This window comes from Biostraticola tofi, from assembly GCF_004343195.1.
GTDB classification, from domain to species: Bacteria; Pseudomonadota; Gammaproteobacteria; order Enterobacterales; family Enterobacteriaceae; genus Biostraticola; species Biostraticola tofi.
On the sequence record NZ_SMCR01000003.1, the window covers coordinates 253,293 to 270,315 of the forward strand.

The 17,023-nt window shown below is 55.3% G+C and carries 13 protein-coding genes; 12 read left to right on the plus strand and 1 reads right to left on the minus strand.

Annotated features, from left to right (window positions below; translation table 11 throughout):
* Positions 1 to 36 precede the first annotated feature (36 nt).
* The 5 genes from msbA to EDC52_RS08545 all read left to right on the plus strand — a co-directional run bounded on the left by msbA (position 37) and on the right by EDC52_RS08545 (position 5,087).
* Positions 37 to 1,785 (plus strand): lipid A ABC transporter ATP-binding protein/permease MsbA, encoded by a 1,749-nt coding sequence (gene msbA, locus EDC52_RS08525; RefSeq protein WP_131864906.1) that lies wholly within the window; start codon positions 37 to 39, stop codon positions 1,783 to 1,785.
* Positions 1,782 to 2,783: a tetraacyldisaccharide 4'-kinase gene (gene lpxK / locus EDC52_RS08530; RefSeq protein ID WP_131864907.1), complete on the plus strand. Its 1,002-nt coding sequence runs from the start codon at positions 1,782 to 1,784 to the stop codon at positions 2,781 to 2,783. The genes msbA and lpxK overlap by 4 nt, the downstream gene beginning before the upstream one ends.
* 320 nt (positions 2,784 to 3,103) lie before the next feature.
* Positions 3,104 to 3,283 (plus strand): Trm112 family protein, encoded by a 180-nt coding sequence (locus EDC52_RS08535; RefSeq protein WP_131864908.1) that lies wholly within the window; start codon positions 3,104 to 3,106, stop codon positions 3,281 to 3,283.
* Positions 3,283 to 4,044 (plus strand): 3-deoxy-manno-octulosonate cytidylyltransferase, encoded by a 762-nt coding sequence (gene kdsB / locus EDC52_RS08540; RefSeq protein ID WP_131864909.1) that lies wholly within the window; start codon positions 3,283 to 3,285, stop codon positions 4,042 to 4,044. The genes EDC52_RS08535 and kdsB overlap by 1 nt, the downstream gene beginning before the upstream one ends.
* A 149-nt stretch (positions 4,045 to 4,193) precedes the next feature.
* On the plus strand, positions 4,194 to 5,087 hold the full coding sequence (locus EDC52_RS08545) for a YcbJ family phosphotransferase (protein WP_131864910.1): 894 nt from the start codon (positions 4,194 to 4,196) through the stop codon (positions 5,085 to 5,087).
* A 61-nt stretch (positions 5,088 to 5,148) separates the two neighbouring features.
* On the opposite strand, the gene elyC is transcribed toward EDC52_RS08545, so the two are convergent.
* Positions 5,149 to 5,937 (minus strand): envelope biogenesis factor ElyC, encoded by a 789-nt coding sequence (gene elyC, locus EDC52_RS08550; protein ID WP_131864911.1) that lies wholly within the window; start codon positions 5,935 to 5,937, stop codon positions 5,149 to 5,151.
* Positions 5,938 to 6,090: 153 nt separating this feature from the next.
* Between elyC and cmoM the strand changes: the two genes are divergently transcribed.
* From cmoM to EDC52_RS08585, 7 genes are all read left to right on the plus strand, one after another.
* The gene (gene cmoM / locus EDC52_RS08555; RefSeq protein ID WP_131864912.1) at positions 6,091 to 6,876 is read left to right on the plus strand and encodes a tRNA uridine 5-oxyacetic acid(34) methyltransferase CmoM; all 786 of its coding nucleotides are present in this window, start codon (positions 6,091 to 6,093) and stop codon (positions 6,874 to 6,876) included.
* A complete protein-coding gene (gene mukF, locus EDC52_RS08560; protein ID WP_131864913.1) occupies positions 6,873 to 8,195 on the plus strand; it encodes a chromosome partition protein MukF in 1,323 nt (440 codons plus the stop codon). Before cmoM ends, mukF begins: the two co-directional genes overlap by 4 nt.
* Entirely contained in the window at positions 8,176 to 8,910 is a 735-nt protein-coding gene (mukE, locus tag EDC52_RS08565) for a chromosome partition protein MukE (protein WP_131864914.1), read from the plus strand. The genes mukF and mukE overlap by 20 nt, the downstream gene beginning before the upstream one ends.
* A complete protein-coding gene (gene mukB, locus EDC52_RS08570; protein ID WP_131864915.1) occupies positions 8,907 to 13,361 on the plus strand; it encodes a chromosome partition protein MukB in 4,455 nt (1,484 codons plus the stop codon). Before mukE ends, mukB begins: the two co-directional genes overlap by 4 nt.
* A gap of 296 nt (positions 13,362 to 13,657) precedes the next feature.
* Complete coding sequence (ldtD, locus tag EDC52_RS08575; RefSeq protein WP_165911678.1) at positions 13,658 to 15,568, plus strand: L,D-transpeptidase; 1,911 nt, start codon at positions 13,658 to 13,660, stop codon at positions 15,566 to 15,568.
* Between the two features lie 180 nt (positions 15,569 to 15,748).
* Positions 15,749 to 16,297 carry a YcbK family protein gene (locus EDC52_RS08580; RefSeq protein WP_131864916.1) on the plus strand — a complete coding sequence of 183 codons (549 nt, stop codon included), beginning with the start codon at positions 15,749 to 15,751 and terminating at the stop codon, positions 16,295 to 16,297.
* A gap of 58 nt (positions 16,298 to 16,355) precedes the next feature.
* Positions 16,356 to 17,009, plus strand: a complete 654-nt coding sequence (locus EDC52_RS08585) for an MBL fold metallo-hydrolase (RefSeq protein ID WP_131864917.1) — start codon at positions 16,356 to 16,358, stop codon at positions 17,007 to 17,009.
* The last annotated feature ends 14 nt before the right edge of the window (positions 17,010 to 17,023 follow it).

The following is a 17,023-nucleotide window of genomic DNA, read 5'->3' on the forward strand; positions in this document are numbered from 1 at the left end:
TGGTCGGCTATTTAGGACTAAGCGCTGGTTAATTGAATGCTCAATGATAAAGATCTCTCCACCTGGCAGACCTTTCGTCGCCTATGGCCGATGATCTCCCCTTTTAAAGCTGGCCTGATTGCTGCGGCGATCGCTCTTATAATCAATGCCGCCAGCGATACGTTTATGCTGTCATTGCTCAAGCCATTGCTTGATGAAGGCTTTGGCAAATCCAACAGCCAAATCCTGGTCTGGATGCCGCTGGCGGTCATCGGCCTGATGGTTATCCGCGGTATTACCAGTTTTGTTTCCAGCTACTGCGTTTCCTGGGTATCAGGCAAAGTGGTGATGCAGATGCGCCGTCGGTTATTCGGCCATATGATGGGCATGCCGGTTTCGTTCTTCGACCAGCAGTCCACCGGCACGCTTTTATCACGTATCACTTACGACTCGGAGCAGGTAGCCTCCTCCTCCTCGAGCGCGCTGATTACCGTGGTGCGGGAAGGGGCCTCGATTATTGGCCTGTTCATCATGATGTTTTACTACAGCTGGCAGCTTTCACTGATCCTGCTGGTGATTGCGCCAATCGTCTCGGTAGCTATCCGGGTTATTTCGAAACGTTTTCGAAATATCAGTAAAAACATGCAGAACACCATGGGCCAAGTCACCACTAGCGCAGAACAAATGCTCAAAGGCCATAAAGAGGTGCTTATTTTTGGTGGCCAGGAAGTGGAAAACAAACGCTTCAATCAGGTCAGCAACCGCATGCGCCAACAGGGCATGAAAATGGTATCAGCCTCGTCGGTTTCTGATCCGCTGATTCAGTTCATCGCCTCACTGGCTCTGGCATTTGTACTGTATGCCGCCAGTTTTCCAAGCGTGATGGAAAACCTGACCGCCGGCACCATCACGGTGGTGTTTTCATCGATGATCGCACTGATGCGGCCACTAAAATCTCTGACTAACGTGAATGCCCAGTTCCAGCGCGGTATGGCGGCCTGCCAGACGCTGTTTACCATCCTGGATATGGAAAAAGAAAAGGATGAGGGGACGCGCGTTATCGAGCGTGCCGAAGGCAACATTCAGCTGCAGGACGTCACCTTTTATTATCCGGGCAAAGAAACCCCGGCGCTTAAAAATATTTCCATGCGTATTCCTGCGGGTAAAACGGTGGCCCTGGTCGGCCGATCGGGTTCCGGCAAGTCCACCATCGCCAACCTGTTCACCCGTTTCTACGACATTCAGCAAGGACACATTTTACTGGATGGCCACGACCTGCGCGAGTATACCCTGCAATCCCTGCGTAACCAGGTGGCGGTGGTCTCGCAAAATGTCCATCTTTTCAATGACACCATTGCCAATAACATTGCCTATGCCAGAATTGATCAGTACAGCCGGGAAGAAATCGAGCGGGCTGCACGTATGGCTTATGCCATGGACTTTATAGAAAAAATGGACAATGGTCTCGATACCATGATCGGTGAGAATGGTGTGCTGCTTTCCGGCGGGCAGCGTCAGCGTATCGCTATCGCCCGTGCGTTATTACGTGATTCGCCGATCCTGATTCTGGATGAAGCGACCTCAGCGCTGGACACCGAGTCGGAACGCGCCATCCAGAAAGCGCTGGATGAACTGCAGAAAAACCGGACTTCGCTGGTGATCGCTCACCGGTTATCGACCATCGAAAAAGCCGATGAAATTCTGGTAGTGGAAGACGGTCGCATTGTGGAACGCGGCACCCATGCCGAGCTTTTGGCACAGGGCGGCGCCTATGCCCAGCTTCACCGTCTGCAGTTCGGCCAATGATTGAGCGTCTCTGGTTCGGCGGGTCTGGCGGGTATCGGCTGCTCTTGCCGCTGGCCTGGATTTATGGAGCCGTTACCGGGTTGATAAAGCTGAGCTACCGCCTGGGCTGGCGGCGGGTGGCGTATTTCAACCTGCCGGTGGTGGTGGTCGGCAATCTGACCGCGGGAGGCAATGGTAAAACGCCGGTTGTGCTGTGGCTGGTTGAGCATCTGCAACAGCGTGGCTGGCGGGTGGGGGTGGTATCGCGTGGTTATGGCGGCAAAGCGACTCACTATCCACTGGTACTGGAAAAAAACACCTCTACCTCGGCGGCGGGTGATGAACCGGTGCTGATTTTTCAGCGCACCGGCGCACCGGTAGCGGTAGCGCCGGTGCGCGCCGCTGCAGTTGCCGCTTTACTTGAATGCCACCAGCTGGATGTGATTATCACTGATGATGGATTACAGCATTATGCGCTGGGACGTGATATCGAGTGGGTGGTGATTGACGGCGTGCGGCGCTTTGGCAATGGCTGGTGGCTTCCGGCCGGCCCGATGCGCGAGCGTGCCGGACGCCTGGCAAGCGTCGATGCCGTCATCGTCAATGGCGGTCAGCCTCAGGCGGGCGAAGTGCCGATGCAACTGACGCCTGGACCGGCGGTTAACCTGGTCACCGGTGAGCGTAAGCCGGTGACCAGCCTGTCTCGCGTGGTAGCCATGGCCGGTATCGGCCATCCGCCTCGCTTTTTTGCTACCCTCAGAGAATTGGGCGTACAGGTGGTCGGAGAAGTCGCTTTTGCCGATCATCAGCCTTATGAGGCAAACCAGCTTTCCAGGTTGACCGTTCCAGGGCAAACGCTACTGATGACCGAAAAAGACGCGGTTAAATGTCGCTCTTTTGCATCTGCCGACTGGTGGTATCTGCCGGTTGACGCCCGTATGCCGGAAGCGGCAACCCAGCGATTGCTGGCACCGATTGAACAGGCCATTGAACATCATAAAGGCAAGCATCGGCTATAAAAAAACGGCCCATCCGTCAGGGAAGGGCCGTTCGATACGATGTGTTTTGCTTAGCGGCTGTAATTAGCGAACAAAGCAATTATTTTGTGTAATGTTTTCATGGCAGGTATGTCTTATATTAATAAAATGTGACTCATGTCACAAAAATACTACTCCCCTGAAAACAACATATCAATAACATTCGCTTGAATGCGGACAGATTAAGCCGGCGATGTTAAAAGCCGGCGGCTATCATCGCCAGTTAACTCCCCCCCTCAGTCGCAATATGCTATTCTCGTAGCCATTAACGCACTGTGCAAGTGTGTCTGTCTGGAGGAAACATGGACCATCGGTTATTGGAAATTGTGGCTTGTCCGGTTTGTAACGGTAAGCTTTATTTTAATAAAGAGAAGCAGGAACTTATCTGCAAATCTGATGCGCTGGCTTATCCGGTGCGGGATGGCATTCCGGTGCTATTGGAGAGTGAAGCCCGCTCCGTTACCCTGGATGAGACTAATTAATGAGTTTTATCGCCATTATTCCAGCCCGCTACGCCTCGAGCCGTCTGCCGGGCAAACCGCTGGCGGACATCAACGGCAAGCCGATGGTGGTGCACGTCATGGAACGGGCCATTGAGTCAGGCGCCGACCGGGTCATTGTCGCTACCGACCATCAGGGGGTGTTCGACGCGGTGACCCGCGCCGGCGGCGAAGCCTGCCTGACCCGGGCCGATCATCATTCAGGGACTGAACGCCTAGCGGAGGTCATCGAGCGCTATCGGTTTTCGGACCATCAGATCGTCGTCAATGTGCAAGGCGACGAACCGCTGATACCGCCGGTCATTGTGCGTCAGGTGGCGAACAATCTGGCCAGCTGTGAAGCCGGTATGGCGACGCTCGCCGTGCCAATCCTGACCGCGGAGGAGGCGTTCAACCCCAATGCGGTGAAAGTGGTGATGGACAGCCGCGGCTATGCGCTCTATTTTTCGCGCGCCGCCATTCCCTGGGATCGCGAGCGTTTTGCCCAGTCCCGTGCTGAGATTGGCGACAGCTTCCTGCGTCATATTGGTATTTATGCCTATCGGGCCGGTTTTATCCGCGGTTATGTACAGTGGCAGCCCAGTAAGCTTGAACAGATCGAAATTCTCGAGCAGCTCAGGGTACTGTGGTACGGCGAAAAAATACACGTCGCGGTAGCCCATGAGGTGCCCGGCATTGGTGTGGATACCCCTGAGGAGCTCGAGCGCGTGCGTGAGCTGATGCTTGCCGGCCAGCGAGACTGAAAAACGCCGGGCGCGATGTCTGCGCCCGGTATTTCCTGCCAAAACTTGATCTGAAATGAAGTTTTTTCGCTGTATAGCCCGCATCATGATCTCGCTTGCCATCAACCGCTGACGCCGTTCTCCTATTCATATGAAAGGCCATATCCATCGTGGACCAGTTAAAAGCTGAATTAAGTGCCGTATTGGGTGAGTCCCTGAGCCGTCTTGAACGCATTAGTGAACAACCTTATGCTCACCTCTATGCCATGTATGACAACGAAGGAAACGCCCTGTCGTTACTGGCTAAAGGCTATGTCTGTCATGGCATTGCCCAGCAGGAAGCTTATAAGCTCTCCATGCTGGCCCGTGAAGGCGAGATCAGGGTTCCGACGGTCTATGGCTTAGTCGTCACCCAACAGCAGCCTTATAAAGAACTGCTCCTGATGGAACGGCTGCGCGGCGTTTCGGTAGAGGCGCCCACCCGCACTCCCCAGCGTTGGTCGATGCTGAAAGATCATATCGTCGAGGGGATCCTGGCCTGGCATCGGATCGACAGCCACGGCTATGTGGGTACGGTTGACAGCACCCAGGAAAACAACTGGCCCAACTGGTATGCCCAGCGCATCGAAGTCATCTGGTCAACACTGCTGAAAGTATCGGCCCCACTGCTGACGCTGGCCGATCGTACGCTGCTGTTCCGTACGCGCCAGAGTTTGGAACAGTTGTTTAACGGCTACCATGACGCCAACGTGCTGGTACACGGCAATCTTTCACTGCGCAGCATGCTCAAGGATGAACGCAGCGACCAACTGCTGGCGATGCTCAATCCCGGCACCATGCTGTGGGCGCCGCGTGAATATGATTTGTATCGGCTGAGTGAAGACGGGATGGCCCAGGACCTGCTGTACCATTACTTGAGCAAGATTGAGCTATCCGATGGTTTCCTGTATCGCCGCTGGCTTTACGCCCTATGGGAAGCCGCTGCCCGCTATATCCATACCGGGCAACTGGATCGCCCGGTGTTCGACATGGGCGGACGGGAACTGCTGCCCTGGCTTGAATAACCCGCAAGCGGTTTCGGCAGAGAACAGGGACTCGTCGGTTACCGTTTTACCTGCTCGTCGGTTACCGTTTTACCTGCTCGTTGGTAAGCGCTTCACCGGTCAGGCTCTGCCAAGCGCGTCCCAGCGTTTCATACCATGCCCGTTCCGAATGACCTAACCAATAAGGCGAAGGGATGATTTTTTCCCAGCTATTAAGCGGGCTGGTGATGGCTAACTGATTGGCCGGCGCGGCTATCGGCGCTAATCCCGCCTGGTGGAAAAAACGCATTGCCCGCGGCAGATGATTAGCTGAAGTCACCAGCAACAGCGGATCTTTACCCACCAGCCCCGCCACAGCCGCCGCTTCCTGCCGCGTATCCTTTGGCCGGTCCAGCACCACAATATCTTTTAGCGGCACCCCGAGACTGACGGCGACCTCTGACGCGGTCTGGGCACTGCTGACCGGATTGTTGCCGGCCGCGCCGCCGGTAAAGACCAGCTTTGCGCCGGGATTCTGCCGATAGATCCTGATACCCTCAACCACCCGCGGCAGGCTGTTGCTGATAAGATTAGAGCCAGGCGCCCATTGTGGATTGTATGTGTAGCCGCCGCCCAAAACCACAATCCACGTAACCGGCTGGCCAGTGCGCTGCCAGGTGGGATAGTGATTTTCAAGCGGTAATAATAATTTATCGGCTACAGGCTGTAGACTGAGCAGCAACAGCAGTATCCAGCCGGTAAATATCAATCCCTTAGCGGTTTTCTGCCAGCGACTAAGCCACAGCAGCGCCAGCCCGGCGCCTATCATCAGGATCAACAGCGGCAGGGGTAACAGCAGGCCTCCGATGATTTTTCTTACGGTAAAAAGCATCGAGATGCGCTCCAATCGAGTGAAATATAGTCAACCAGCCGGGTTAAGGCGCCTTATCGAGACATTCTACTCCAGCCTGTGACAAAATAGTCAACCTCGGCAGGTCGATGGGAAAAGCCCCTTTTCCAAACCGCCGTGCTGGAGTGACAGATTATGCACGATCGCAATTTTGACGACATCGCCGAAAAATTTGCGCGCAATATTTATGGCACCACTAAAGGACTGATTCGTCAGGCGGTGGTCTGGCAAGATTTGCAGGCGCTGCTGACCCGGTTGCCTGACCGCCCGCTGTATATTCTCGACGCCGGCGGCGGTGAGGGGCGCATGGCTATACAGTTGGCGAAGTTGGGCCACCAGGTGGTGTTGTGCGATTTGTCAGCGGCGATGATCGAACGTGCGCGTTCGGCGGCGTTATCGCAAGGGGTGGACGCACAGATCAAATGTGTTCATAGCGCCGTCCAGGACATCAGTTCACATTTGGAAAAACCGGTCGACCTGATATTATTCCATGCGGTGCTGGAGTGGGTCGCTCAACCGCGCGACATACTGCAAGGACTGTATGAATGCCTGGCGCCGGAGGGCGCACTGTCGCTGATGTTTTACAATAAGCACGGCCTGGTGATGCGCAACATGCTGCTGGGCAATATCGCCTTTGTCGAAAAAGGCATGCCGAAGCGAAAAAAACGATCGCTGATGCCCGACCATCCCTGTGATCCGCAGCAAGTCTACGGCTGGTTGGCGGAACTGGGCATGACCATCAGCGGCCAAAGCGGTGTACGGGTTTTCCATGATTACCTGCAAAACAAGCAACAGCAGCAGGACGAGTTTGACGCATTGCTGGCCATGGAACAGCGTTATTGTAGGCAGGAGCCGTATATAAGCATGGGGCGCTATATCCATGTAATGGCGCATAAACCCACCCTGAAGGACGAATTATGAGTGAATTTTCCCAGACTGTCCCCGAACTGGTCGCCTGGGCGCGGAAAAATGATTTCTCCTTGTCACTGCCTATCGAGCGCCTGGCGTTTTTATTGGCCATTGCCACGCTTAACAGCGAACGGATGGATGGGGAGATGAGCGAGGGCGAACTGATTGATGCCTTCCGATACGTCAGCCACAGCTTTGAGCAAACGCATGAAACGGTGACCGTCCGCGCCAATAACGCGATCAATGATCTGGTCCGCCAGCGGTTATTGAATCGGTTCACCAGTGAACTTGCCGATGGCAACGCCATTTATCGGCTAACGCCGCTGGCGATCGGTATTACCGATTACTATATCCGCCAGCGGGAATTTTCAACGCTGCGCTTATCGGTGCAGCTGTCCATCGTTGCCCAGGAACTGCAGCGCTCGGCCGAGGCAGCCGAAGAGCATGGGGATGATCTTCACTGGCATCGCCATGTCTATGCGCCGCTGAAATACTCGGTGGCCGAAATATTCGACAGCATTGATATGACCCAACGGGTGATGGATGAACAGCAGCAGTCGGTTAAACAGGATATCGCTGCGTTGCTGAATCAGGACTGGCGCGCGGCTATTTCCAACTGTGAACTGCTGTTGTCCGAAACGTCCGGCACCCTGCGAGAACTGCAGGATACCCTTGAGGCGGCCGGGGATAAGCTGCAGGCCAATCTGCTGCGTATCCAGGATGCTACCCTGGGCCACGAGCAATTGGCGTTTGTCGATAAGCTGGTACTGGATCTGCAAAACAAGCTGGACCGTATTATCAGTTGGGGCCAGCAGGCGATTGATTTATGGATCGGTTACGATCGGCATGTCCACCGTTTCATCCGCACTGCCATCGATATGGATAAAAACCGGGTGTTCGGTCAGCGACTCAGGCAGTCGGTACAGAACTATTTTGACCATCCCTGGGCACTGACGTTTGCCAATGCCGAGCGTCTGCTCGACATGCGCGACGAGGAACTGGCGCTGCGTAATGATGAAGTGACCGGTGAACTGCCGCCGGATATGGAATATGAAGAGTTCAATGAAATACGTGAGCAGCTGGCTGCGCTGATTGAAGAGGCGCTGACGGTTTATAAAGAACAGCAACTGCCGCTGGACCTCGGCCAGGTGATGCGCGACTACCTGGCAAGCTATCCCCGGGCTCGTCACTTTGATCTGGCCCGTATCCTGATAGACCAGGCGGTGCGCCTGGGCGTAGCCGAGTCAGATTTCTCAGGATTAACGCCCCAATGGCAACCGATTAACGATTTCGGCGCTAAGGTACAGGCCCATGTCATCGATAAATATTGAAGAAACCATGCCGGTAAAACTGGCGATCGCTTTATCAAACCCGCTGTTCCCCGCCCTGGACAGCCAGTTGCGCTCCGGCAGGCATATCGGCATCGAGGAGCTGGACAATCATGCCTTCCTGATGGATTTTCAGGAGGAGATAGAAGGGTTCTACCGCCGCTATAACGTTGAGCTGGTGCGGGCCCCGGAAGGGTTTTTCTATTTACGGCCACGGTCTACCACCCTTATAGCTCGGTCGGTGCTGTCGGCGCTGGATATGATGGTCGGTAAAATCCTCTGTTATCTCTACCTGAGCCCGGAGCGTCTGGCCCACGAAGGGATATTCAGCCAGCAGGAATTATATGATGAACTGCTGACCCTGGCCGATGAAAACAAATTGCTCAAGCTGGTCAACCAGCGCTCGACCGGTTCCGATCTGGACAAGCAAAAGCTGCAGGAAAAAGTGCGAACCTCGCTCAACCGACTGCGCCGTCTCGGCATGGTATGGTTTATGGGCAGTGATTCGTCAAAATTCCGCATTACTGAAGCGGTGTTCCGCTTCGGTGCCGATGTACGCAGCGGCGACGATCCGCGGGAAGCCCAACTGCGCATGATTCGGGACGGTGAAGCGATGCCGGTAGAGCAAACCCTGTCCCTGGGGGACGATCAGGATGAAAACGACGAGAATGACAGCCAAAGCGGCGATGCACCGGATACCGCAGGAGAACAGGCATGATTGAACGCGGCAAATTTCGCTCACTGACGCTGGTCAACTGGAATGGGTTCTTTGCCCGGACTTTTGATCTTGATGAATTGGTGACAACCTTATCCGGCGGCAATGGCGCGGGTAAATCGACCACCATGGCAGCATTTATCACCGCTCTGATACCGGATCTGACGCTGCTGCATTTCAGAAATACGACTGAAGCGGGCGCAACCAGCGGGTCGCGCGATAAAGGTCTGCATGGCAAACTTCGCGCCGGCGTGTGCTACGCCGCCCTGGATGTGGTCAACTCGCGCCATCAGCGGGTGCTGGTTGGCGTCAGGCTGCAGCAGATCGCTGGGCGCGATCGCAAGGTCGATATCAAGCCGTTTATGGTACAGGGTTTACCTGTTGCGATTCAGCCGACCGAATTGCTGACTGAAATGCTGGGCGATCGCCAAGTGCGGGTACTCACCCTGGCCGAACTCAAGGATCGGGTTGAAAGTCACGAAGGCGTTCAGTTCAGGCAGTTCAATTCGATTACCGATTATCATGCCCAGATGTTTGATCTGGGCGTTATTCCCCGGCGTCTGCGTTCGGCCTCCGATCGCAGCAAATATTATCGTCTGATTGAAGCCTCATTGTATGGCGGGATCTCCAGCGCCATTACCCGGTCCCTGCGAGATTACCTGCTGCCGGAAAACAGTGGCGTGCGCAAAGCATTCCAGGATATGGAAGCGGCGCTGCGCGAAAACCGCATGACGCTTGAAGCCATTCGGATAACCCAGTCCGACCGTGATTTGTTCAAGCATCTGATTTCGGAAGCGACGTCTTATGTCGCTGCGGATTACATGCGCCACGCCAATGAGCGCCGTCTTCACCTGGATGATACCATCGCCATGCGCCGCGACCTGTTCGGTAGCCGCAAACAGCTGGCGACCGAGCAGTACCGCCATGTGGAAATGGCCCGCGAACTTGCGGAAACCAGCGGCGGCGAATCCGATCTCGAAACCGACTACCAGGCCGCCAGCGACCATCTCAACCTGGTGCAGACCGCCATGCGCCAGCAGGAAAAAATCGGCCGCTACCAGGACGACCTGGAAGAGCTGACCTACCGTCTGGAAGAGCAGAACGATGTGGTGGCCGAGGCCAGCGAGCAGCATCAGGAAAACGATGCCCGCGCCGAGGCGGCTGAGCTTGAGGTGGATGAACTCAAAAGCCAATTGGCAGATTACCAGCAGGCTCTGGACGTGCAGCAGACCCGTGCCATCCAGTACCAGCAAGCGCTGCAGGCGCTTGAGCGAGCCCGTTCCCTGTGCGGTAATCCCGGCTTGACGCTTGAAGGCGCCGATGAGCTGCTGGAAAGCTATCAGGCAAGGGAGCAGGAAGCGACCGACAATCTGCTGCGTCTTCAGCAGAAGCTCAGCGTGGCCGAAGCGGCACGCAATCAGTTTGAGAATGCCTACCGGCTGGTGGTCGGTATCGCCGGTGCGGTAAGTCGCAGCGAAGCCTGGCAAACCGCGCGCGATCTGATTCGAGACGCCTCTTCCCAGCAGCACCAGTCCAGCCGACTGCAGGCATTACGTAGCCAGCTCAATGAACTGGAACAGCGTCTGCGCGAGCAGCAAGACGCTCAGCGGCTGATGGCGGAATTCTGTAAACGCGTTGGCGTCGACTATCAGCCGGAAGACCTTGAAGCCGCACAGCAGGAGCTGGAAGCCCGGGTAGAAACCCTTTCGGTATCGGTGTCGGAGGCCGGTGAGCGTCGCCTGTCGATGCGCCAGGAACTCGATCAGATACTGCAGCGCATCCAGGTGCTTACCCAGCGGGCTCCGGCCTGGCTGGCGGCGCAGGATGCGCTGGCCAACCTGAGCGAACAAAGTGGTGAAAGCCTGGACGACAGCCGCCAAGTCACCGAAACGATGCAGCAACTGCTTGAACGCGAGCGGGAGTATACCGTTGAGCGGGACGAAATCGCCGCCGCCAAAAGGCAGATCGATGCTCAGATAGAGCGTCTGAGCCAGCCAGGCGGCACGGAAGACGCCAGACTCATCACCCTGGCTGAACGTTTTGGCGGCGTGCTGCTTTCTGAGATTTATGACGATGTGACTTTTGATGATGCTCCGTACTTCTCCGCGCTGTATGGTCCGTCACGTCACGCGATTGTGGTACCGGATCTCTCTCTCGTCCGTGCGCAGCTCGAAGGCCTGGAAGAATGCCCGGATGACCTTTATCTGATTGAAGGGGATCCGCAGTCCTTCGATGACAATGTCTTCGGCATTGAAGAGCTGGAAAATGCGGTTCTGGTCAAAGTGGCGGATCGCCAGTGGCGTTATTCGCGTTTTCCCGCCGTGCCGCTGTTTGGCCGGGCCGCTCGTGAAAACCGTCTTGAAAGCCTGGAAAGCGAGCGCGAAGTGCTGGCAGAGCGTTACGCAACGCTGTCGTTTGATGTCCAGAAAATCCAGCGTCTCCATCAGGCATTCAGCCGCTTTATCGGCAGCCACCTGGCGGTAGCCTTTGAGGATGACCCTGAAGCTGAAATGCGCAGCTATGCGGCCAGACGCAGCGAGCTGGAACGTTCCCTCAATGATCACCAGAACCAGAACCAGCAACAGCGCCAGCAGTACGATCTGGCGCGCGAAGGCTTGGGACTGCTGAACCGGCTAATTCCGCGTATCAGCGTGCTGCTGGATGAAACCCTTATCGACCGGCTGGAAACGGTACAGGCCGACTGGGAAGAGGCGCAGGAAGCCACGCGCTATCTGCAGCAGCACCGCAGTGCGCTGGCGCAGCTCGAACCGTTGGTGGAAGTATTGCAGAGCGATCCGGAGCAGCATGAGCAGTTGCAGGCGGATTACCGTCAGGCTCAGCAGATCCAGAGCCAGACCAAGCAGCAGGCGTTTGCCCTGACCGAAGTGGTGCAGCGGCGCGCCCACTTCAGCTATTCGGACTCTGCCGGTATGCTGACGGAAAATTCCGATTTGAACGATAAGCTGCGCCTGCGGCTTGAACAGGCAGAAGGCGAGCGCAGCCGGGCGCGCGACGCTTTACGTCAGCATCAGGCTCAGCTCACCCAGTACAACCAGGTGCTGGCGTCACTCAAAAGCGCCTATGACGCTAAACGCGACATGCTAAAAGAGCTGACCCAGGAGCTGCAGGATATCGGGGTACAGGCCGATGCCAATGCCGAAGCCCGCGCACGCGAGCGTCGGGATCAGCTGCATGCCGCCCTGAGCCAGAACCGTAGTCGTCGGAATCAGCTGGAAAAACAGCTAACGTTCTGTGAAACGGAAATGGACAGCCTGCAGAAAAAACTGCGCAGGCTAGAACGCGATTACCATCAGGTACGCGAACAGGTGGTCGTGGCCAAAACCGGCTGGTGCGCGGTATTACGCCTGGTCAAAGAGAGCGGGGTTGAACGGCGGTTGCATCGCCGTGAGCTGGCCTATATGGATGGCGATGACCTGCGTTCAATGTCGGATAAGGCACTGGGTGCGCTGCGCCTGGCGGTGGCTGACAATGAGCATCTGCGTGATGTGCTGCGCTTGTCGGAAGATCCCAAGCGTCCGGAACGCAAGATCCAGTTCTTTATTGCGGTTTACCAGCATCTGCGCGAGCGTATCCGTCAGGATATCATTCGCACCGATGACCCGGTGGAAGCCATTGAACAGATGGAAATTGAGCTCAGCCGCTTGACCGAAGAGCTGACCGCCCGTGAACAGAAACTGGCAATAAGTTCGAAAAGCGTGGCCAATATCATACGCAAAACTATCCAGCGTGAGCAGAACCGTATCCGTATGCTTAATCAAGGACTGCAGGCGGTGAGCTTTGGCCAGGTCAAAAGCGTACGGCTCAATGTCAACGTGCGTGAAGCGCATGCCACCCTGCTGGATGTGCTGAGCGAACAGCAGGAACAGCATCAGGATCTGTTCAGCAGCAACAGGCTGACGTTCTCCGAAGCGCTGGCCAAACTTTATCAGCGCCTTAACCCGCAGATAGATATGGGCCAGCGCACCCCGCAGACCATCGGCGAAGAGCTGCTGGATTACCGTAATTACCTGGAAATGGAAGTCGAGGTCAATCGCGGCGCTGATGGCTGGCTGCGTGCGGAAAGCGGCGCGCTGTCTACCGGCGAAGCGATCGGTACCGGCATGTCGATTCTGGTGATGGTGGTTCAGAGTTGGGAAGACGAATCCAGTCGGTTACGCGGCAAAGACATTTCTCCCTGCCGACTGCTGTTCCTGGATGAGGCGGCACGGCTGGATGCCAAGTCCATTGCCACGCTGTTTGAACTCTGCGATAGGCTGGGCATGCAGTTGATCATCGCTGCCCCGGAAAATATCAGTCCTGAAAAGGGCACCACCTATAAGCTGGTGCGTAAGGTATTCAATAATCAGGAGCATGTGCATGTGGTCGGCCTCAGAGGATTTGGCGGTGATACTGCGCCCGCCAGAACCGCGACCGAGGAGCATATACTGAGCTGAAACCGTCCTGGCTGCCGGGCTTGAGTGCAAGCCGTCGCCGATAGTGAACTGTATAGACTCCCTGACAGTTTGCCTGGCGGCGGCTTTTTATCCTGCTTTTATTGCAATCCCTTTCGCTTATTTGCTGCTCACATTCATTGCTGGTGATATTTGGCCCCCTCAATAAGGGTATGCTGCATTCAGTAAACCTGTAAGCTGAACGAATTTACACATAAACAGCTTTCTGCCTATATACTAATAAACAATATAATAACAAAGAGATGATAATGTTCAGCACTGCATACAGGGGACAAGGGATGTTACGACACAATAAATCACTATGGCGCCGAATGTTCATCAGTTGCCTGTTGATTGCCGGGTTGGCTCCGGCTTATGCCGCCGACGCGCCGGTGAGCGACAGCGTGGACGATCTGGACCCGGGCTATATTCCCTCGCAAGAGAATCCGGTAATTCGAACTATGCCGTCGGCAGATCCGCTCGCTCAGAGTCCCTCGGATCCTGCAGCCGGTGCTACTGCCGTACCTGCCGCCGCCGCAGTTAAACACAGCCGTGAAATGATTGCCCGTGAACTGCCGGCCGGTATTTCGCCCCACTATCTCAACGAACTGGCCACCCTGTATGCCGTTCGCAATAATGCCCCGATGTGGCCCGACCGCGAAGCGGTCAGGCATTTTCAGCAGCAGATAGCTGAAGTGTCTCTTTCCGGGGTACAGCCTCAGTTTTTGGCCTGGACGCAGTGGCTGACCCGCCCTGATGTCAGTGCCATGGGCCGGGACATCATTTTATCCGACGCCATGATGGGCTATCTCCAGTTTGTCACAGGGGTAGGGCAGCGTGGCGAGCAGTGGTTGTATGGCGATCGCTCCTATAAATTGTCATCCCCGCCGGTGATTGATATTCAGCGCTGGCAGCAGGCGGTCGACGGCGGCAATCTGGCGGCTTTCATCAGATTACTGGAGCCCCAGCACCCGCAATACGCCAAGATGCATCAGGCGCTTAAAACCATGCTGACCGATATCACACCCTGGCCCCAGCTTAACGGCAAGGAGAGTCTTCGCCCGGGTCAGCTCAGTGACGATATCCCTGCCTTGCGCGAAATCCTCAAGCGCAGCGGCATGCTTAATGGCCAGACGCCAACGCCATTACCGACCGCTGACAGCGTTCCAGCCGATCCGCGCACGCCACCTCCGGTCACTGAATCCCAGCAGTCAGTGATGGTGGGGCCGGCGGCAGATTCCCTGACGCCTTCGGCGTCAACTGCTGATCCGGTAGTGGTGGCCACGGTCGATGTGCAAGATAAGGTGTATACCGCCGAGCTGGTGGAGGCGGTCAAACGGTTTCAGACCTGGCAAGGCCTGGGCGCAGACGGCATTATCGGCCGGCAGACCCGTAACTGGCTCAATGTTCCGCCACAGACGCGCGTCACTCTGCTGGCGCTAAATATTCAGCGGCTGCGACTACTCAATAATCAGGGCAATACCGGCATATTGGTAAATATTCCCAATTACTCTCTGGTTTATTACCATGAGGGCAACGAAATATTGTCATCAAAAGTCATCGTCGGCCGTCCCAGCCGAAAAACGCCGCTGATGCGCAGCGCCTTGAGTAATGTGGTGCTCAACCCACCTTGGAATGTGCCTACCTCTCTGGTGCGAAATGACATCGTCCCTAAAGCGATGCGCGATCCGAGTTATCTGGTGCGCAATGATTTCACCGTATTGTCCGGGTGGAGCAATGACGCACAGGTCATAGACCCTTACAGCATCAATTGGAATATGGTGTCGCCAGCGCATTTTCCTTATCGCCTGCGACAGGCGCCGGGACCTAAAAGTGCCCTGGGTCGTTATAAATTCAACATGCCAAGCTCGGACGCGATCTACTTGCACGACACCCCTAACCATAATCTGTTTAACAATGACATGCGTGCATTAAGCTCAGGCTGCGTAAGAGTCAATAAAGCCGCCGATCTGGCCAATATGCTGCTTCAGGACGCGGGCTGGGGTAATGCTCGCATCAGCGGGGTGCTTAAAGAAGGGAACACTACCTTTGTCCCTATCCGCCACCGAATCCCGGTTAACCTGTTCTATCTAACCGCCTGGGTAGCTGATGACGGCAAACCGCAGTTCCGCACAGATATTTACAATTATGATTCAACCGTGAAAAAAGGGGCTGAAGGCTTGCCACAAGCGCAACGGCTACTCCAATAACCTACTGATGGGCGGGAATTAGTTGGTCTGTAGGATGGCGTTTGTCCTATAGACCAATTTGTGATGTTTTGCAAACCTTGGGATTTGACGGGTTGACGATACCTGCTGGCGCGGTTATGGTTCGAGTCGGCGCGCTTTTGTGCATTTTCCGTTCCCTATTGTCGATTGGTTATCTTGCCCATGGATCATATAAATCATCATCGCCGTAAGTTGATAGCGCTTGGCGGCGCTGCCCTGGGGCTTTCCCTCATCCCCGGTAGTTCTTTTGCGACATTATCTACCCCCCGTCCCAGGGTACTCCAGCTTAATAACCTGAATACCGGCGAAACGTTGAAAACGGAGTTTTTCAATGGTACGGCATATAATAAATCAGAGTTAAAGAAGCTGAATCACTTTTTCCGCGATTACCGGGCAAACAAAATTACCGCCATCGATCCCCAGCTGTTTGAACATATATATCGGCTGCAAATAATGCTGGAAACCAGCAAGCCGGTGCAGCTCATCTCGGGCTATCGTTCATTGGGAACGAATAATAAATTGCGTGCCAGAAGCTCAGGTGTAGCCAAACACAGCTACCATACCCTTGGCAAGGCCATGGATTTCCATATCGATGGCGTTCAGCTCAGCAATGTACGTAAGGCGGCCATGAAGATGCGCATGGGCGGAGTAGGCTATTATCCCAGCAGTAACTTTGTGCATATTGATACCGGCCCGGTAAGAACCTGGTAAATATGCCCGTTTTTCGCCATTATTAGCCGCAGGCGATTAACGAGATTCAGGAAGTGCTATGAAAGTCGACATTATTCCGGTTACCGCATTCAGTCAGAACTGCTCCCTTATATGGTGTGATAAAACCGGGGCAGCGGCGCTGGTCGATCCAGGCGGCGATGCTGAAAAAATCAAGCGTGCAGTCGCGGCGAACGGCGCGGATGCAAAAATAGACAAAATCTTGCTCACCCATGGTCATCTGGATCACGTGGGCGCAGCCGCCGAGTTGGCCGCCCATTATGATGTTGCCATTATTGGCCCTCATCATGATGACGATTTTCTGCTTACAGGGCTGCCTGATCAGAGCCGAATGTTCGGTCTGGCCGAATGCCCGCCGTTAACACCTGATCGTTGGCTACAGGAAGGTGATGAGGTCACGTTGGGCGAACAGCGCTTCTCGGTGCTGCATTGTCCGGGCCACAGTCCTGGGCATGTGGTGTTTTATAATCGGGCTGCGGACTTTATCCTGATGGGCGATGTGCTTTTTCGGGGCGGAGTGGGGCGTACAGACTTGCCTGGCGGCAATAGCAGGCAGCTGATTGAATCGATAAAAACCAAACTGCTGCCTTTGGGAGACGAGATTGCTTTTCTGCCGGGGCATGGCCCGATGTCTACCCTGGGTGATGAACGTCGAACCAATCCGTTTTTGCAGGATCAACAACCAATCTGGTAAGCCACCCTTTTTAA

What these genes read in the sequence shown, in the direction of transcription:
- kdsB (WP_131864909.1), top strand. Translation starts at nt 3,283, where the DNA reads ATGAGTTTTATCGCCATTATTCCAGCCCGCTACGCCTCGAGCCGTCTG.
- EDC52_RS08585 (WP_131864917.1), top strand. Translation starts at nt 16,356, where the DNA reads ATGAAAGTCGACATTATTCCGGTTACCGCATTCAGTCAGAACTGCTCC.
- EDC52_RS08535 (WP_131864908.1), top strand. Translation starts at nt 3,104, where the DNA reads ATGGACCATCGGTTATTGGAAATTGTGGCTTGTCCGGTTTGTAACGGT.
- mukB (WP_131864915.1), top strand. Translation starts at nt 8,907, where the DNA reads ATGATTGAACGCGGCAAATTTCGCTCACTGACGCTGGTCAACTGGAAT.
- msbA (WP_131864906.1), top strand. Translation starts at nt 37, where the DNA reads ATGCTCAATGATAAAGATCTCTCCACCTGGCAGACCTTTCGTCGCCTA.
- cmoM (WP_131864912.1), top strand. Translation starts at nt 6,091, where the DNA reads ATGCACGATCGCAATTTTGACGACATCGCCGAAAAATTTGCGCGCAAT.
- lpxK (WP_131864907.1), top strand. Translation starts at nt 1,782, where the DNA reads ATGATTGAGCGTCTCTGGTTCGGCGGGTCTGGCGGGTATCGGCTGCTC.
- ldtD (WP_165911678.1), top strand. Translation starts at nt 13,658, where the DNA reads ATGTTACGACACAATAAATCACTATGGCGCCGAATGTTCATCAGTTGC.
- EDC52_RS08580 (WP_131864916.1), top strand. Translation starts at nt 15,749, where the DNA reads ATGGATCATATAAATCATCATCGCCGTAAGTTGATAGCGCTTGGCGGC.
- mukE (WP_131864914.1), top strand. Translation starts at nt 8,176, where the DNA reads ATGTCATCGATAAATATTGAAGAAACCATGCCGGTAAAACTGGCGATC.
- mukF (WP_131864913.1), top strand. Translation starts at nt 6,873, where the DNA reads ATGAGTGAATTTTCCCAGACTGTCCCCGAACTGGTCGCCTGGGCGCGG.
- elyC (WP_131864911.1), bottom strand. Translation starts at nt 5,937, where the DNA reads ATGCTTTTTACCGTAAGAAAAATCATCGGAGGCCTGCTGTTACCCCTG.